17 protein-coding genes are annotated in these 16,075 nt (G+C 70.9%); 7 read left to right on the forward strand and 10 right to left on the reverse strand.

The features are described from left to right. Window positions 1-50 precede the first annotated feature (50 nt). On the forward strand, window positions 51-767 hold the full coding sequence (locus F8566_RS03145) for a FadR/GntR family transcriptional regulator (protein WP_151557684.1): 717 nt from the start codon (window positions 51-53) through the stop codon (window positions 765-767). Window positions 768-835: 68 nt separating this feature from the next. Continuing rightward, on the forward strand, window positions 836-1,903 hold the full coding sequence (gene add / locus F8566_RS03150) for an adenosine deaminase (protein ID WP_151557686.1): 1,068 nt from the start codon (window positions 836-838) through the stop codon (window positions 1,901-1,903). 21 nt (window positions 1,904-1,924) lie between these two features. Here the strand turns inward: add and F8566_RS03155 are convergent, their stop codons facing one another. From F8566_RS03155 to F8566_RS03165, 3 genes are read right to left on the reverse strand one after another with little or no spacing between them, the layout of a single operon-like run. Further along, entirely contained in the window at window positions 1,925-3,199 is a 1,275-nt protein-coding gene (locus F8566_RS03155; protein ID WP_151557688.1) for a DUF1266 domain-containing protein, read from the reverse strand. A gap of 24 nt (window positions 3,200-3,223) precedes the next feature. Beyond that, window positions 3,224-5,281: a molybdopterin-containing oxidoreductase family protein gene (locus tag F8566_RS03160; RefSeq protein WP_151557690.1), complete on the reverse strand. Its 2,058-nt coding sequence runs from the start codon at window positions 5,279-5,281 to the stop codon at window positions 3,224-3,226. After that, the gene (locus F8566_RS03165; RefSeq protein ID WP_151557692.1) at window positions 5,281-5,760 is read right to left on the reverse strand and encodes a hypothetical protein; all 480 of its coding nucleotides are present in this window, start codon (window positions 5,758-5,760) and stop codon (window positions 5,281-5,283) included. Before F8566_RS03165 ends, F8566_RS03160 begins: the two co-directional genes overlap by 1 nt. Before the next feature lie 163 nt (window positions 5,761-5,923). Here F8566_RS03165 and thyX point away from each other — a divergent pair, with 163 nt between their 5' ends. Further along, window positions 5,924-6,652: an FAD-dependent thymidylate synthase gene (gene thyX, locus F8566_RS03170; RefSeq protein WP_225992812.1), complete on the forward strand. Its 729-nt coding sequence runs from the start codon at window positions 5,924-5,926 to the stop codon at window positions 6,650-6,652. A 10-nt stretch (window positions 6,653-6,662) separates the two neighbouring features. On the opposite strand, the gene F8566_RS03175 is transcribed toward thyX, so the two are convergent. The 4 genes from F8566_RS03175 to F8566_RS03190 all read right to left on the reverse strand — a co-directional run bounded on the left by F8566_RS03175 (window position 6,663) and on the right by F8566_RS03190 (window position 8,962). After that, a complete protein-coding gene (locus F8566_RS03175; RefSeq protein WP_151557694.1) occupies window positions 6,663-7,043 on the reverse strand; it encodes a VOC family protein in 381 nt (126 codons plus the stop codon). 45 nt (window positions 7,044-7,088) lie between these two features. Further along, window positions 7,089-7,376: a ubiquitin-like small modifier protein 1 gene (locus F8566_RS03180; protein WP_151557696.1), complete on the reverse strand. Its 288-nt coding sequence runs from the start codon at window positions 7,374-7,376 to the stop codon at window positions 7,089-7,091. Then, window positions 7,373-8,467, reverse strand: coding sequence for a WD40/YVTN/BNR-like repeat-containing protein (locus F8566_RS03185; protein ID WP_151557698.1), 1,095 nt, complete (start codon window positions 8,465-8,467; stop codon window positions 7,373-7,375). The genes F8566_RS03180 and F8566_RS03185 overlap by 4 nt, the downstream gene beginning before the upstream one ends. An 87-nt stretch (window positions 8,468-8,554) precedes the next feature. Continuing rightward, window positions 8,555-8,962, reverse strand: a complete 408-nt coding sequence (locus F8566_RS03190; RefSeq protein WP_225992813.1) for a PaaI family thioesterase — start codon at window positions 8,960-8,962, stop codon at window positions 8,555-8,557. Between the two features lie 147 nt (window positions 8,963-9,109). Here F8566_RS03190 and F8566_RS03195 point away from each other — a divergent pair, with 147 nt between their 5' ends. Beyond that, the gene (locus F8566_RS03195; RefSeq protein ID WP_151557989.1) at window positions 9,110-9,916 is read left to right on the forward strand and encodes a helix-turn-helix domain-containing protein; all 807 of its coding nucleotides are present in this window, start codon (window positions 9,110-9,112) and stop codon (window positions 9,914-9,916) included. Between the two features lie 20 nt (window positions 9,917-9,936). On the opposite strand, the gene F8566_RS03200 is transcribed toward F8566_RS03195, so the two are convergent. Next, the gene (locus tag F8566_RS03200) at window positions 9,937-11,070 is read right to left on the reverse strand and encodes a globin domain-containing protein (RefSeq protein WP_151557700.1); all 1,134 of its coding nucleotides are present in this window, start codon (window positions 11,068-11,070) and stop codon (window positions 9,937-9,939) included. 578 nt (window positions 11,071-11,648) lie between these two features. Here F8566_RS03200 and F8566_RS03205 point away from each other — a divergent pair. The 3 genes from F8566_RS03205 to F8566_RS03215 all read left to right on the forward strand — a co-directional run bounded on the left by F8566_RS03205 (window position 11,649) and on the right by F8566_RS03215 (window position 14,241). Next, window positions 11,649-12,401 (forward strand): gamma-glutamyl-gamma-aminobutyrate hydrolase family protein, encoded by a 753-nt coding sequence (locus F8566_RS03205; RefSeq protein ID WP_151557702.1) that lies wholly within the window; start codon window positions 11,649-11,651, stop codon window positions 12,399-12,401. A 71-nt stretch (window positions 12,402-12,472) separates the two neighbouring features. Continuing rightward, complete coding sequence (locus F8566_RS03210; protein WP_151557704.1) at window positions 12,473-13,426, forward strand: alpha/beta hydrolase; 954 nt, start codon at window positions 12,473-12,475, stop codon at window positions 13,424-13,426. After that, window positions 13,423-14,241, forward strand: a complete 819-nt coding sequence (locus F8566_RS03215; protein ID WP_151557706.1) for an enoyl-CoA hydratase/isomerase family protein — start codon at window positions 13,423-13,425, stop codon at window positions 14,239-14,241. The genes F8566_RS03210 and F8566_RS03215 overlap by 4 nt, the downstream gene beginning before the upstream one ends. Window positions 14,242-14,299: 58 nt before the next feature. Here the strand turns inward: F8566_RS03215 and F8566_RS03220 are convergent, their stop codons facing one another. Then, a complete protein-coding gene (locus F8566_RS03220; RefSeq protein ID WP_151557708.1) occupies window positions 14,300-14,776 on the reverse strand; it encodes an OsmC family protein in 477 nt (158 codons plus the stop codon). A 22-nt stretch (window positions 14,777-14,798) separates the two neighbouring features. Next, window positions 14,799-15,980 (reverse strand): acyl-CoA dehydrogenase family protein, encoded by a 1,182-nt coding sequence (locus F8566_RS03225; protein WP_151557710.1) that lies wholly within the window; start codon window positions 15,978-15,980, stop codon window positions 14,799-14,801. Between the last annotated feature and the right edge of the window lie 95 nt (window positions 15,981-16,075).

A 16,075-nucleotide genomic window follows, 5' to 3' on the forward strand; every position in this document is an offset into this window, starting at 1 on the left:
ACGCTGGCGTGGCTCAGTGGATGATCCACAGCCCGCGTCCGGAGCCGCCCATGACCTCGCCGATCGCCCGTGACACCATCGTCGACGCGCTGACCGAACGGCTGCGCGACGATGTGCTGAGCGGACGCTATCCGCCCGGCTCCTACCTGCCGCCCGAACGCGAGCTGGCCGCCGCGTACGAGGTGACCCGGACCTCGCTCAAGCACGCGATCGTCCGGCTGGTTCAAGTCGGGCTCGTGGAGACCAAGCACGGCGTGGGCACCCGCGTCCGCGACTACGAGCGGTTTGGCGGCCCGGAGCTGCTGCCCCTGCTCGTCCGCACCGTCGGGCCGTCCTGGATGGGCGAGATCTTCGAGGTCCGGCGCGAGATCGGGGCGCAGGTGGCGGCCAAGGCGGCCGTGCACATCACCACCGAGCAGCGCGACCGGCTCATGGAGCTGGCCGACCGGCTGCGCGCCGCCGCCGACGCCGGGTCGGCGCAACTGACCGAGTGCGAGATCCACCGCGTGATCGCCTCCGCGACCGGCAACCGGGTGTACGGCTTCCTGGTCAACGCGCTGCTCAACGCCTACATGGAGGTCCGCGACGTCTTCCGGTACGCGTTCGCCGACCCGGCCGCCGCCGCCGACCGGATCGCGCCACTCGTTGAGGCCCTGTGCGCGGGCGACCGGGACCGCGCCCGCGCGGCTGCCGACGCCTATCTGGCGGAAACCGAGCGGCTCATGCTCAATCCGCCCCTCGCCGACCAGGTGATCCGCCAAATCTGACAGCTTTGTGGCAGAAATAGCCCTCTTGGCTGTCGCAGGGTCATCCGGCCTTGTTAGCGTCTCGCGACATGGCGACAACGGAACACGCACTCACGGGGACCGCTCCGACCGCCGGGGACGACCGGCTGACCCTGCACTCCTTCATCGACGCGCTGCCCAAGGTCGAGCTGCACGTCCACCTCGTCGGGTCGGCGTCGGTGCCGACCGTGCTGGAGCTGGCCCGGCGGCACCCGGGCGGCCCCGTCCCCACCGGGGAGGAGGAGCTCCGGCGTTTCTACAGGTTCACCGACTTTCCGCATTTCGCGAAGGTGTACGAGGCGGTCTCCAACCTCGTGCGCACCCCCGAGGACGTCGCCACGCTGGTCCTCGGCACCGCCCGTGACCTGGCGGCCCAGAACGTCCGGTACGTCGAGCTGACCGTCACCCCCTACACGCACCAGCGCATGGGGATGCCGATGCCCGCCATCACCGAGGCGCTGGACCTGGCGGTGCGGCAGGCGCGGGACCTCTACGGCATCCAGGTCGCCTACATCTTCGACATCCCGGGCGAGTTCGGGCCGGAAGGCTGCCGCCAGACGGCCCGGCACGCATTGGAGCACCCGCCGGAGGCCCTCGTCGGATTCGGCCTGGGCGGCATCGAGCAGATGCGGGCCGCGATCCGCGACGAGATCCGCGAGGCCTTCCGCGCGGCGCGCGGCGCCGGGCTGCGCAGCCTCCCGCACGGCGGCGAGATGAGCGGCCCCGAGACGATCTGGGAGGTCATCGAGGGCCTCGGCGCCGAACGCATCGGCCATGGCATCCGCTGCCTGGACGACCCGCGCCTGGTCGCCCACCTGCGCGAGACGCAGATCCCGCTGGAGGTCTGCCCCACGTCCAACGTCTGCACCGGGCAGGTCCCCGACATGGCCGCGCACCCGCTGCCGCGGCTGCTGGAGGAGGGCCTGTTCGTCACCCTCAACAGCGACGACCCGCCGATGTTCGACACCACCCTCACCGGCGAGTACCGGGTGGCGGCCGACGTCTTCGGCTTCGGCCGGGCACAGCTCGCCGATCTCGCCCGGAACGCGGTCGCCGCCTCGTCGCTGGACGGGCCGGGCAAGCAGGCGATCGTCCAGGAGATCGACGCCGTCGCGTGAACCCCGCGGTCCGGCCTCCGGTCAGCCCCAGGCGAGCTTGCGCCAGGGGCTGCCGGGGTCCTCGACCAGGATCCGGTGGCCGGTGAGCGAACGGTCGTACCACTCGCCGAGCTCACCGTCGTCGAAGCGGAGCATGCGGCCGAGGATGTACCCGGCCGAGTAGTCCTCCCAGGACTTATAGACCTTGGACGCGTAGTGGCCGGCGCGCAGCACGCAGTCCTCGGCGGTCTCGGTGTCACAGAAGCCCGCGTTCAGCCCCCAGCGGGCCATGTTGACGGCACGCCCGAAGTCGTAGCCGAAGACGCTGTCCACGCGGCCCTCGGGCGGCAGCAGGCCGTCGATCCGGAACCGTTCCTCGTACCGGGCGATCTGCCGGGCGAGCTGGACGAGCTCCTCCGTCGTCTCCACGGAGACCTGCTTCTCCTGGCACCAGCCCGCGATGGCCGAGTGCCAGGCCAGCGGGTCCGTCATCCCGGCCGCGCGCCGATCCAGGACGATCTGGATGGCCGGATCGCAGTTCTCCGCCGCCAGGAGCCTGTCCATCTGCTCGCGCCAGCTCGCGGTGTCGGTGATGCCCCAGTCGTGGGAGAGCAGCGTGCGGTTGTGCTCGGGGTCGCGGTCGGTGCCGGTGATGGTGTTCCAGGCGACGCCGTTGCCGACGGCCAGGTGCGCCCCCACCGCGAGCGCGGCCGTGAGCCGCCCCCACGTGGGGGCCTCGTGGTCGGTGACGAGGATGTCGTAGTCGCGGTCGGGTCGCCGTTCGGCCTCCGCGAGGATGGCGGCCACCTGCTGGTAGCCGTCGCCGGCGGGCGGCATCTGGGCGAGCATGTCCCGCAGGGGCCCGACGGCGTCGCGCGCTCCGGCGTCGGCCACGATCAGGCGTGCGGCGTGGACCGCCGCCCGGTCGGCGCGCTTGTTGTCCTGCAGGGCCCGGAACCCCGACATCGCGCCCCAGGCGCGCCGGGCCGCCTCGGCGGTCCGGCCGGCGCCCGCCAGGACGTGGGCCGCCTGGCCGTCGAGGACGGCGCGCGCCTCGGCCGCGTCGCCGGGAAGCCCGCCCGCGGCCTGGTCCGCCCGGCCCAGCACCTGCAGCGCCTCGTCCGTACGGCCCGCGCCCTGGAGCGCACGGGCCTCCCGGGCACGCACGGCGACGGCCGAGACCCAGTCGCCGCCGGCCTCCATCGTGCCGGCGAGGGCGGCGAACGCCGCGGCGGCGTCCTCGAACCGCCCCTGCCGCTCGTACTTGCGCGCCCGGTCGAGCAGCTCGCCTGTGTTGTCGGCGGCCTGGTATGTCATGAGATCACACCGTACCGGCCCCGGTCAGGCCAGGGGTTCGACTTCGACGCGGGTGTCATGGAAGACCGGTCCGCCGCCCAGGTCGGTGTCGCGTTCGTCGACGACCGCGTTGGCGTTCGACCCGCCGCCGAACTTGGCCCAGTGTCCCTTCGTGGTGCCCGCGACCCCCGGGCGCAGCCGGTCGGTCACCTCCACGGTCACCTCGAACGAGCCGCGTTCGTTGACGATCCGGGCGCGGTCGCCGGTGGTGAGCCCGCGCGCCGCCGCGTCGTCCGGGTGGAGCTGGACGGCCGGACCGCCCGACCGGCGGCGCAGCTCGGCGTTGTTGCCGAAGATCGTGTTGAGGAACGTGTGGGACGCGCCCGAGACCAGCGCCAGGGGATAGCGGCGGGCCCGTTCGGGGTCCGCGACCTCGAACGGCGCGATGTAGTCGGGGAGCGCCGGGTGGCCGCCGCCGGCCGCGCGCTGCGACCGGAACTCCAGGCGGCCCGAAGGCGTGGGGAACTCCTCCGCGTACGGCAGGAACGGCTCCGGCACGTTGAGGCGGACGAAGCCCTCCTTACGGAGCCGGTCCAGCGTGATGCCGTCCAGCCACGGGTGCCCGGACGACAGGAGCTGCTCGGCGATCTGCTCGTCCGAGTCGTACAGGCTCGGCTCGGCCAGGCCCATCCGGTGCGCCAGCCGCCGGAACGTCTCGGTGCCGGACAGGCACTCGCCCGCGGGCTCCACGGCGGGCTCGTTCCACGCCAGGTAGAGATGCCCATAGCCCGAGTTCATGTCCTTGTGCTCGTGCTGCATCGTCGCGGGCAGCACGATGTCGGCGTAGTCGACGGTGTCGGTGGGGAACTGCTCCAGCACGACGGTGAACAGGTCCTCGCGGGCCAGCCCTTCGCGGACCTTGTTCTGGTGCGGGGTGCTGCCGACCGGGTTGGCGGCGATGACGAACAACGCCTTGACCGGCGGATCGTCCCGCTCCAGGAGACCCTCGCCCAGCCTGCTCATCGAGAGCGTGCGCACCGGGCCCGGCCGCAGATCGTCGCGGAACACGGCGGCCTGGTCGAGCTTGACGTGCCCGGACGTGGAGTAGCTGACCCCGCCGCCGCGCAGCGCCCAGTCGCCGGTCACGGCCGCGATGCCCGCGATGGTCCGCAGCGTCATGCCGCCGCCCGCGTTGCGCTGCAGGCCCATGGTGGCGCGGATCGCGGTCGGCCGGGTCCGCGCGACACGTTCGCCCAGAGCCACGATCGACTCCGCGGGAATGCCGGTGATCTCGGCGGCGCGGTCGGGCGGGAACTCGGCGATCCTGTCCCGGAACTCCTCCCAGCCCAGCGTGTGCTGGGCGAGGAAGTCCTCATCCTGGGCGCCGAGGCCGACGATCACGTTGAGCAGGGCGAGGGCGAGCGCCCCGTCGGTGCCGGGCAGCGGCGCGAGGTGCTCGTCCGCCTGCTGGGCCGTACGGGTGCGCACCGGGTCGATGGCGACCAGACGGGCGCCCGACCGGCGGGCCTCCTGGATGAACTTCCAGACATGGTGCCCGCTGGTCAGCGGGTTCGAGCCCCACAGAATGATCAGCTTGGCGTGGGCGAGGTCCTCGGGGTCCATGCCCGCCGAGGAGCCCATCGCCTGCTTCAGGCCTTCGCTGCCCGCCCACGAGCAGATGTTGGGGGCGTGACCGGACGCGCCCAGCGTGTTGAAGAACCGGCGGCCCGGGGTACCGCCCAGGCCCTGGATGAAGCCCAGCGTCCCGGTGCCCCAGTAGGGCCAGATCGCCTCGCCGCCGTGCTCCTCGACGACCCGGCCGAGCCGCGCCGCGATCTCGTCGAGCGCCTCGTCCCAGCTGATGCGCTCGAACCTGCCCTCACCCTTGGCGCCGACCCGGCGCATCGGATGAAGGATCCGGTCGGGGGCCTCGGCGTGCTCCAGCCACCGGTTGACCTTGGTGCACAGGGCGCCGCGGGTGTACGGGTGGTCAGGGTTGCCGCGCAGCCTGACCGCCTTGCCGTCCTTGACCGTCACCACCCACGAGCAGCCGTCGGGGCAGTCCAGCGGGCAGGCCCCCAGAACCTTCAACTCCGTGCCCATCAGACCTCCCCTTCGAACGTGTCCGCGAAGTAGGCCTCGACGTCGGGCCCGCCGGGATTGGCCAGCACGTGCCGCAGCCAGGCCCGCCGCTCATGATCCACCGCCGCGCCCTCCCAGACGCAGAAGATCGCCGGCGTCGGATGCGGGGCCAGCGCGGTGGGATCGTCCAGCGGCGCCGAGTAGAGCCGCTGGTGGATCTCGTTCTCGCCGGCCCACCAGTCGTACAGCACGAAGCAGAAGTCGCCCGCCCGGTGCACGACCACAAAGCCGATCCCATAACGATCGTGCTGCACGGCAGGGGAGGGGAACACCTCGGGCGCGAGCTTGAGCGCCGCCTCGGTCAGCTCCTGCGGCGGCCGCCCGCCCTCGGAGGCGATCCCGTACACCTTGAGCCGCCACCCGGCGTCCTCGTGCGGCCCGATGAACGTGATCGGCCGCGGCCGGTGGGGCCCGCGGACCGTGATGATCTGCTGAGACACGGCCACCCTCATCCCTCCACAACAGGCGAACGCCCCTAGTCTGCTGGATGGATTCACGAGTGTCACCTTGAGACGCACATTACGTCGCGCCCTCGCGGGATCCTGTCGGCGGGCGGGACTAAGGTTGCCGGGGCGGTGAACGAACGAGGAGGGGGAGATCCCGGTGGCGATCGACAAGGTCGAGATCGAGTTTCGCAGTGACGTGGTCGTCGAGCTGATCAAGTCTGCGGCGTCGGACGCCGACGTCTTGTGGGCGGCCCGCGTGTCCACCAAGGGCGAGAGCTCGCTGGCGGAGATCGAGGCCGACCCGGAGCGTTCCAAGGGCCTGATCAACTTCCTGATGCGCGACCGGCACGGCACCCCGTTCGAGCACTCGTCCATGACCTTCTACGTGAAGGCCCCCATTTTCGTCTTCCGTGAGTTCATGCGGCACCGCACGTTCTCCTACAACGAGGAGTCCGGCCGCTACCGCAAGCTCGACCCGGTCTTCTACGTCCCCGGCCCCGAGCGCAAGCTCGTCCAGGAGGGCAAGCCGGGGAAGTACGTCTTCGTGGACGGCACGCCTGAGCAGCACAAGCTGGTGACCGAGGCCACCAAGGAGAGCTACCGGCAGTCCTACCGGGCCTACCTGGAGATGCTGGAGGCCGGCGTGGCGCGCGAGGTCGCCCGCACGGTGCTGCCGGTCGGCCTCTACTCCTCGATGTACGCGACCTGCAACGCCCGCGCGCTCATGAATTTCCTCTCCCTGCGCACCCAGCGCGAGGACTCCGCGTTCCCCTCGTTCCCGCAGCGCGAGATCGAGATGGTCGCCGAGAAGATGGAGGAGCAGTGGGCGGCCCTCATGCCGCTCACCCATGCCGCCTTCGAGGCCAACGGCCGCGTCTGCCCCTAGTGGCAGAGGGTCAGAGATAGTTGCTGATCTCGATCAGGTTGCGGTCGGGGTCGCGGAAGTAGACGCTGCGGATGGGGCCGGTCGCGCCGGTGCGTTCGACGGGCCCCTCCTCGATGGGCACGCCGTGCTCGGTGAGCTCTTTGACGACCTGGTCGAGCGGGGTGGCGGCGATCAGGCAGAGGTCGGCGGTGCCCGGCAGGGCCCGGTCGGCCTTCGGTTCGAACTCGTGACCGGCCCGGTGCAGGTTGATCTTGCTGTGGCCGAACGCGAGCGCGTGGCGGCCGTCGCCGAACGAGACCGCCTCCATGCCCAGCACCCGGGTGTAGAAGTCGATCGTGGCGTCCAGGTCGGCGACGGTCAGCACCAGGTGGTCGAGCCTGTCGATGCGCATGCCCCAACGGTAGGCACCACAGATGGAATCTACAATGTAAAGGCGTCAGCCTCCGGAGACGGCGGGGAGGATGTAGACCTCGGCGCCGGGGATCAAGGGCGTCGCCAGCAGCGCGAGATCCCGTATGTTCGCGGGCCCGATGAACACGTTGACGTGCGGCCGGATCGCGCCCTGTTCGTCCCGTACGCGGCGTTCGACGGCGGGCAGCTCGCGGCCGAGGGCGTCCAGCAGATCGCCGACCGTCGCGCCGTCGGGCAGCTCCACCGGGACGACCGGCCGGGCGCCGGCGAGATCGCGCAGGGCGCCGGGCAGCCGGACCTCGACGGTGATCACGTCGTGGCCGCCCGCACGCACAGGACGTCGGGCAGATGGCGGACGACCTCGGTCCACGACTCGCCCCCGTCCCGGCTGGCGTAGACGAAGCCGTCGCGGGTGCCGAAGTAGACCCCCGCCGGGTCGGCCTGGTCGGTGCACATCGCGTCGCGCAGGACGGTGGTGTAGCAGGGCTCTTCGGGCAGCCCCTCGCTCAGTGACCGCCAGGTGCCGCCGGCGTCGTCCGACCGGTAGACCTGCAGGCGATGGCCGGTGGGGCTGCGGTCGTCAGCGCCGTTGAGGGGCAGCACGTACACCGTGTCGGGCCGGTGCGGGTGGACGGCGATCGGGAAGCCGAAGTCGGCGGGGAGCCCCTCGTCGATGCGCGTCCACGAGGAGGCGGCGTCGTCGCTCCGGTAGACGCCGCCGTGGTGCTGGAGGAAGAAGCGCCCCGGGTTGGACGGGTGCAGGTCGATCTTGTGCACGCACTGGCCGTACTCGGGGAACGCGTCGGCCTCGGGGAAGAAGTCCGCCTTGATGCCCCGGTTGCGCGGCGCCCACGTCGCGCCGCCGTCGGTCGTCCGGTAGACGCCGCCGGTCGAGATGGCCACGGTGACCGTCTGGGGATCCCCAGGGTCGGGGAGCACGGTGTGCAGGCACAGTCCGCCGCCGCCGGGCTGCCAGGTCGGGCGGTGAGGGTGTTCCCACAGGCCTTCGACGAGCCGGAACGTGTGCCCGCCGTCCTCGGAGCGGAACAGCGCCGCAGGCTCGACACCCGCGTACACCACATCGGGCTCGGACTCGGAGAAGCGCAGCTGCCAGATGTCGGCGAGGGCGGTCTCCGCCGGCTGCGGGAAGGCGATCGGGGGCTCTTCGGAGTCCTTGGCCGGCTCGCTCCAGCTCTGCCCGAAGTCGTCCGAGGTGACGATCGAGACACCCCAGAACGGGCTGTTGACGGCGGCGAGCATCCGGCCGCCGTCCGCGATCCCGATGGCCGTGACCGGGGTGCTGGGGAAACGGAGGGCATCGGTCGTCCATTCCGCCCGCCCGCGCCGGCTGCGGGCGGTGAAGAGACCCTTCCGTGTGCCGATGACGAGTACGACGTCGTCCATGACGTTCTCCCCGGTGAGACCTGGTGTAACGCCATGCTGACACGCTGCAGGCCGCCTGGGCCGGCTACTTCCGGAACGATGGTGAGATTAGGGCCGCAGGACGGCCTGTGTTTGCGTGACCTGGGCGATCCGCTTGCCGTCGGCGTCATGCAGGTCGGTCTGGACGACGATGGACGTGCGGCCGACGTGAAGTGGCCGCGCCACGGCGTTCACGTGCCCTGAGCGGAGGGCGCGGAAGAAGTTGGTCTTCGACTCCAGCGTGGTCGTGGAGGCGCCCGGCGGCAGGTTGAGAAACGCGCACGCGGCGCCCAGGGTGTCGGCCAGAGCCATCAGCGCGCCACCGTGCATCACGCCGCCGGCGGTGCAGCGGTCCGGGTCCCAGGCGAGCCGCCCGGTGACCTCGTCGGGCCCCGCGGTGTCGATCTCGACGCCCAGCGCGCGGGCGAACGGCATGGCATCGGCCAGCCGGCCTGGGGTGATCTCGGTGGTCATCATGCTCCTTGTCGGCTGCTTGAGATCACCTTCGTCGCCGGGCGGCGGCGGGTCCATTACCTCGGAGGTAAAGAGTGAGGTGAGCGGCATTACATGCGAGGTAATCGCTCCCGTGACGTGGTGGTCGATAGCGTCGGGGGCGTGACGACGATGACGACATCACTCAGCGACGTGCGGCCGATCGGGGAGCAGTTGCGCGCCTGGCGCCAGCGGCGGCGGCTGAGCCAGCTGGAGCTCGCCTCGGCGGCCGACGTGTCGACCCGCCACCTGAGCTTCGTGGAGACGGGGCGTTCGGCGCCGAGCCGCGAGATGGTCCTGCGGCTGGCCGAGCAGCTGGAGGTGCCGCTGCGCGACCGCAACCTGCTGCTGGTCTCGGCGGGCTTCGCTCCGGTGTACGCCGAGACGCCGATGGAGGAGCCGCGGATGGACTCGGTGCGGTCGGCGCTGCGGCTCGTCCTGGACGCGCACGAGCCGTTCCCCGCGGTGGTCGTGGACCGGTTCTGGAACCTGATCGACGCCAACGGCGCCGCGGCCCTGTTCATGGAAGGGGCGCCGCCCGAGCTGCTGGAGCCGCCGGTGAACGTGCTGCGGCTCAGCATGCATCCGGAGGGCATGGCCAGGAACATCCTCAACCTGGGGGAGTGGCGTGCCCACATGGTCGACCGGGTGCGCAGGCACGTGGCGCTCACCGCCGACGAGTCCCTCGCACAGCTCTACCGCGAGCTGCGCGACTACCCGGGCACCGACCCGGTGGCCGAGGCCGTCGTGACGCCTTCCGGGAACGAGGTCGTGGTGCCCCTGCGGATGCGGGCCGGGGGCGAGGAGCTCTCGTTCATCGGCACGATCGCCACGTTCGGCACGCCGGTCGACATCACGGTCGCCGAGCTGGCCATCGAGTCGTTCTACCCGGCCGACCAGCAGACCACCGACTTCCTCCGCCGCCGCGCGGGCTGGTGAGGGGCCGGGGGGCCGTCTGACTAGGACTTGCCCGGCTGGGATTCCTCGGCGCCGAGGAGGTCGTGGCGGATGCGGGCCGGGGGCACGCCCAGCCGCTGGAGCTCGCCGACCGAGCTCCGGATCATCTCGGTCGGGCCGGACACGTAGACGTCATGGTCCTGCCAGTCGTGGAATCGGCTGAGCACATCGGGGATCTGCCCTCGCATGCCGTCGTATCCGGGCTCTTCGGACAGGACGGGGATCACTTCGAGCCAGGGATAACTGGACTCCAGCAGGCGCAGATCCGGCAGGTCGTACAGGTCCCGCTCGGCACGCGCGCCCACCAGCAGCTGGATGTTGCGGTGCCGTCCGGACATGATGACCTGCTCGGCCAGCGCCTTGAGGGGGGCCAGGCCGGTCCCCCCGGCGATGAGCAGGAGGTCGCGGTCGGACTCGGGGTCGAGTGTCATGCTGCCCAGCGCCGGACCGAGCAGCAGGCTGTCGCCGGACGTGGTGTGCCGGACCAGGCTGCCGCTGACCCAGCCGCCGGGCAGGGCCCGGACGTGCAGGCGCACCATCCCGTCCGAGCGCGGCGCGTTGGCGATCGAGTAGGGCCGCCAGACGCGCGGCCAGCGGGCGGTCTGCACCGTGAGGTACTGCCCGGCGGTGAACGGGAGCTGCTGGGCCGGGCGGAGCGTCAGCACCGCCAGATCATGAGATCGGCGGTCGTGGTCGTGCACCTCGGCCACCCACCAGGGCGGCGTGTGCTCGGCGTCCTCGTCCGCGGCGGCGAGCATCAGGCTGCTCGCCTCCTGGTAGGCGGCGGTCCAGGCGGCCTCCACATCCGGTGTCCACTCGTCGCTGAACTTGCGCAGCGTCGCGATGAGCGCGGCCCCCACGGCCGGGTAGTGCTCCCGGAGCACCCCGAACTTGCGGTGATCACGGCCGAGCTGTGAGAGGTAGCCCGCGAGCGTGCCGGGACTGTCCAGACTCCATACGATCTTGGTGAGCGCGTGAAAGAGGCGGTCGCGTTGGATGTCCATTGCCGGTGGGAACATGGCGCGCAGCCGTGGATTCTCCGCGAATAGCCTCCCGTAGAAATAGGCGGCCGCCTTGTCTGCCGATGTCCCGAGTTGCGCGAAATTCTCTTTAACGAGGCGGGGTTCCAATGACATTGCCAAGCTCGCCCCCCTGGCTTTGTCTCCGGTCCCTCGACATTCCCCAGCGTCTCCAACGCCCCACGAGCGGCCCGGTCTGGTGAGATTCTCCCACCCAAAGCCGCTGGTACTCAACCGTTTCGCGGCAAGGTGCACGCATGCCCACGATTAGTAATCGAGTCATGATTCTCCGTAATCACCATTGAGTCGCTTGAGGAGAAGAATACTGATCAGTATTCAACAACCTGGGTTGTGCGGAGTTGATCGTCTCGGCGAATGGCCCTTGTGGGTCGCAAACTTTCGCGACACGAATGTGTCCGTAGATCGCCGCAGAAGGGGTAGGTGGATGCGGTGGAGAAATTTCATCCCGGGTATGAGGTTTCTGAATTCGTGCCCGGGGAGGGGTTGTCGGCCTGCGTGCGCCAGGGGATTACGGCAAGCTGGGACGGGGCCGGACCAGGGGTGGGGCGGTCCGAAAAGCGGGTCATCCGTCATGATGGCCCTGGCGAACGCGACGATTCGCAGCAAATCGGGTACCGAGCCGTGGCCACCGTTCATCGAGCCGGCCGGTGCTCATCGAGAAGGGGGACACAGGAATGGACGAGGCGACCCGCGGGGCTCCGGGCCCCCACGCCGCCCCCGGGAAATCTCCGCCGCTCATCGGCGTCACGACCTACCTCGAACCGGCCCGCTGGGGCGTGTGGGTCCGCGAGGCGGCCCTCCTTCCCGCGTCCTACGTGCGCGCGGTCGAACGGGCGGGCGGCGTTCCGGTCATGGTGCCGCCGATGGCCGGCCTGCGCGGGCTCGACAGTCTGGTCGGCGGGCTCGACGGCCTCATCCTCGCTGGGGGCGGGGATCTCGATCCGGAGCTGTACGGCGCGGAACGGCACGAGGCGACCGGGCCGCCCCAGCCGCAGCGCGACCGTTTCGAGCTCGCGCTCGCCCGCGCGGTGGTGGACGCGGACCTGCCGTTCCTGGCCATCTGCCGGGGCATGCAGATCCTCAACGTGGCACGCGGCGGCGCGCTGATCCAGCACCTGCCCGAGGCCGTCGGCCACGAGGGGCACGCCCCAGGCGCGGGCCTGGTGGGCAGGCACGGGGTGCAGATCAGCTCGACCAGCACGATCGGCAAGATCCTCGGGGACGCCGTGGAGGTGCCGACCTACCACCACCAGGCGGTCAGCCGGCTGGGCAAGGGCCTGGTCGCGGTCGCCTGGGCCGACGACCAGGTGGTCGAGGCGGTCGAGCTCCAGGGCCACCGGTTCGGGCTCGGCGTGCAGTGGCATCCCGAGGAGGGGGACGACCGCCGGCTGTTCGAGGCCCTGGTCGCCGAGGCGTCCGGGCACTGATCATCCGGCAGCTGATCATTGTCCCTGCCGGTGGGTAGGTTCATGCCACGCCGCCCGCCGGAGGTCGCCGCATGCCCCTGGACCCGCAGACCGCGAGATTCCTCGAAGACGTCCGCGCCCTGGCCGCGTTCGCCGGACCCGAGCCCACGATCGAGGACATGCGCAGCGCGCTGGGTCTGTCGTTCTTCAGTGAACGGCGCGATCTGCCGCAGGTGACCGACACGACCGTCCTGGCCGCAGGCGGGCCGGTGCCCGTGCGCCTCTACCGCCCCGTTCCCCCCGGCGGCCCGCCCCTCCCCGCGATCGTCTACTTCCACGGCGGCGGCTGGGTGATCGGTGATCTGGAGAGCGTGGACGCCGCCTGCCGCGAGCTGGCCGCGCGCGCCCGCTGCGCGGTGGTCAGCGTGGACTACCGGCTCGCGCCCGAGCACCCGTTCCCGGCGGCGGTGGAGGACGCGTGGGCGGTGACGGCCGGTGTTGTGCACGATCCCGAGCCGTACGGCGTCGATCCGCGCGCCGTCGCCGTGGCCGGCGACAGCGCCGGCGGCAACCTGGCCGCCGTGGTCGCCCTGCTCGCCCGTGAACGCGCCGTGCCGCTCGTCCACCAGCTGCTCGTCTACCCGGTCACCGACACCGCCATGGACACCGCCAGCCACGCCGAGTTCGCCACGGGATACGGCCTGGACGGCCCGGCACTGCGCCGTTTCATGGGGCTCTACCGTGGCGTCGCCGATCCCGCCGACCCGAGGCTGGCCCCGCTGCGCGCGCCCGACCTGTCCGGGCTGGCCCCCGCCACGGTCATCACCGCCGAATACGACATCCTCCGCGACGAGGGCGAGGCCTACGCGCGCAAGATGCGGGCGGCCGGTGTCCCGGTCGAGCTCCGCCGGTTCGAGGGGGTCGTGCACTCGTTCTTCCTGCTCCCTGAGATCTTCGATGCCGGTGTCGAGGCGATGGAGTTCGCTGTGCGACGATTGCGCGCGGCATTCGACGACGCGATCTCCGGGGAGATGGGTGCGGCATGAGCAGCGATGTGGATGCGGGCGACCTGGCTCGGTATGCGGCGTACGAGCGGCTGAAGATCGACTGGGCGGCGCCGCGGGTGCTGCGCGTCACGATCAGCGGCCCCGGCAAGCTCAACGCCGTCGACACCGTGGGGCACCGCGAGCTCGCCGGGATCTGGCGTGACGTCGACGCCGACGACCGGGTGCGCGCGGTGGTGGTGCGCGGCGAGGGCACCGCGTTCTGCGCGGGCGGCGACCTGGCGATGATCGAGGAGATGATGACCGACCACGCGGTCCGCACCCGGATCCTGCGTGAGGCCCGCGACATCGTCATGAACATCATCGACTGCGGCAAGCCGGTCGTCAGCGCGATCCAGGGGCCCGCCGTCGGCGCGGGGCTGGCCGTCGCCCTGCTGGCCGACATCTCGGTCGCCGGGCGCACGGCCAAGCTGCTCGACGGCCACACCCGGATCGGCGTCGCGGCCGGCGACCACGCCGCGATCATCTGGCCGCTGCTGTGCGGCATGGCCAAGGCCAAGTACTACCTGCTGCTCAACGACGTGCTCACCGGCGAGGAGGCCGAGCGCATCGGGCTCGTCAGCCTCAGCGTCGCCGACGACGAGGTGCACGAGCGGGCGCTGGAGATCGCCGGGCGCCTCGCCGACGGCGCCGCCGAGGCGGTGCGGTTCACCAAGCACGCTCTCAACAACTGGTTGCGCATGGCCGGGCCGGCCTTCGACGCCTCGCTCGCGCTGGAGTTCCTCGGATTCACCGGGGCCGACGTCCGCGAGGGCGTCGCCGCCGTCCGGGAGAAGCGGCCCGCCCAGTTCGGCTGACCTCATTCAGGGCGACGCCCCCAGGCCGGGGCGCCGAACTCCGGTAAGCGCGCCGTCCTCAGGCCTCCGGTGCGCTGACCGTCGGTTCGTGGTGCACCTTGAAGTTGACCGAGTTGGCGATGAAGCACATCTCGTGGGCGCGCTCGTGCAGGGCCACGGCGCGCTCGGCGTCCGCCGGGTCGCTGACCGTCACGTGCGGCCGCAGCACGATCTCCTGGAAGTGGCCGCTGCCGTTCGGCGTCTCCACCATCGTCCCGTACGGGCGGTCGGCGTACGCCGTGACGGTGATCTTGGCGCCGACGCACAGATGCAGGTACCACAACATGTGGCACTGCGACAGCGCGGCGACCAACAGCTCCTCGGGGTTCCAGCGTTCGGGGTCACCGCGGAACGCCGGATCGGCGGAGCCTGGGATGCCGGGTTTCCCGGCGGCAGTGACGTCGTGGTCGCGTCCGAAGGCACGGTATCCGCTGGTGCCCGTGCCCGAGTTGCCGGTCCAGGTGACTTCCAGTTCGTAGTGGTGCGTTTTCGGCATGCAACCTCTCTTCTCCGTGCCCTCAGTATGACTTGGGGAGGCCGAGCTCGTGCTGGGCGATGTGGGCGAGGACGAGTTCCTCGGCGACCGGGATGTTCTTGGCTATGCGCGCGTCGCGGAACATGCGGGCCACCGGGTACTCCAGCGAGTACGCCATGCCGCCGTGCGTCTGGAACGCCCGGTCCGCCGCCTGCCACGCCGCGTCGGCGGCGGTGAGCTTGGCGATGTTGGCCTCCGAGCCGCACGGCCGGCCCCGGTCCCAGAGCCAGGCCGCCTTGTAGGTCATGAGGCGGGCCAGCTCGACCTGCGCCTTGATCTTGGCGAGCGGGAAGGCGACGGCCTGGTTGGCGCCGATGGGCTTGCCGAACGGGGCACGGTCGCGCGCGTAGTCGCAGGCGACCTGGAGCACGAGCTCGCCGAAGCCCACGCCGCTGGCCGCCGCCAGGATGCGCTCGGGATTGAGGATGTCCCACATCACCGCGAAGCCCTGGTCCACGTGCCCGAGGACGCGCTCGGCCGGGACCCGTACGTCGTCCAGGAACACCATGCTGGACGCGACGGTGTTGGTGCCGAGCTTGGGGATCGGCTGGTAGCTGAGCGTGCCCTGGGCGATCGCGTCCTTGATGTCGACGAGGAACACCGTGAAACCGGCCGTGCGCGGCTTGGCCTCGGCCGCCGGGATCGTCCGGGCGACCAGCACCAGGAAGTCGGCGCGCTCCACCCCTGAGATCCAGATCTTCTGCCCGCCGACCAGGAAGTGGTCCCCGTCGCGGCGGGCCTGCGTGGTGATGTTGATGGCGTTGCTGCCCGCGTCCGGTTCGGTGATGGCGAAGCAGGTCTCGATCTCGCCGGACACGATCTTCGGCAGGAACTCGCGCTTCTGCTCCTCGGTGCCGTGCCGCATGATGGTCAGCCCGCCGAAGGCCGGGGTCAGCAGGTACATGAACGAGGCCGCCCCGCCCGCGCCGCCGGCCGCCAGGCTCTCCAGCGCGACCGACAGCTCCAGCAGCCCCTGGCCTGCGCCGCCGTACTCCTCCGGAATGGCGAGGCTGTGCCAGCCGCCCTCGACCAGCTCCTGCCAGACCTCCTCCGGCCAGCGCTTCTCCGTGTCGCACCGGTCCCAGTAGGCCTGGTCGTACTTCCCTGCGATCGCCCGCACGCCCTCCTGGACCGCCAGCGCGCTCTCGGGCAGGTTGAAATCCACTGCGCCTCCTCCGCATGCCGTTCTTCCCAAACCGTAGCCGACCCAGTAAGCGGTCACTGACATCACACCCCGCCTCGCGCCATGCCATACGGTTT

The organism is Actinomadura rudentiformis, from assembly GCF_008923185.1.
GTDB lineage: Bacteria > Actinomycetota > Actinomycetes > Streptosporangiales > Streptosporangiaceae > Spirillospora > Spirillospora rudentiformis.

Bases quoted from the DNA above. Each gene is read 5' to 3' on its own strand.
- F8566_RS03145 (WP_151557684.1), top strand. From the start codon at position 51: ATGACCTCGCCGATCGCCCGTGACACCATCGTCGACGCGCTGACCGAA.
- add (WP_151557686.1), top strand. From the start codon at position 836: ATGGCGACAACGGAACACGCACTCACGGGGACCGCTCCGACCGCCGGG.
- F8566_RS03155 (WP_151557688.1), bottom strand. From the start codon at position 3,199: ATGACATACCAGGCCGCCGACAACACAGGCGAGCTGCTCGACCGGGCG.
- F8566_RS03160 (WP_151557690.1), bottom strand. From the start codon at position 5,281: ATGGGCACGGAGTTGAAGGTTCTGGGGGCCTGCCCGCTGGACTGCCCC.
- F8566_RS03175 (WP_151557694.1), bottom strand. From the start codon at position 7,043: ATGCGCATCGACAGGCTCGACCACCTGGTGCTGACCGTCGCCGACCTG.
- F8566_RS03185 (WP_151557698.1), bottom strand. From the start codon at position 8,467: ATGGACGACGTCGTACTCGTCATCGGCACACGGAAGGGTCTCTTCACC.
- F8566_RS03190 (WP_225992813.1), bottom strand. From the start codon at position 8,962: ATGATGACCACCGAGATCACCCCAGGCCGGCTGGCCGATGCCATGCCG.
- F8566_RS03195 (WP_151557989.1), top strand. From the start codon at position 9,110: ATGACGACATCACTCAGCGACGTGCGGCCGATCGGGGAGCAGTTGCGC.
- F8566_RS03200 (WP_151557700.1), bottom strand. From the start codon at position 11,070: ATGTCATTGGAACCCCGCCTCGTTAAAGAGAATTTCGCGCAACTCGGG.
- F8566_RS03205 (WP_151557702.1), top strand. From the start codon at position 11,649: ATGGACGAGGCGACCCGCGGGGCTCCGGGCCCCCACGCCGCCCCCGGG.
- F8566_RS03210 (WP_151557704.1), top strand. From the start codon at position 12,473: ATGCCCCTGGACCCGCAGACCGCGAGATTCCTCGAAGACGTCCGCGCC.
- F8566_RS03215 (WP_151557706.1), top strand. From the start codon at position 13,423: ATGAGCAGCGATGTGGATGCGGGCGACCTGGCTCGGTATGCGGCGTAC.
- F8566_RS03220 (WP_151557708.1), bottom strand. From the start codon at position 14,776: ATGCCGAAAACGCACCACTACGAACTGGAAGTCACCTGGACCGGCAAC.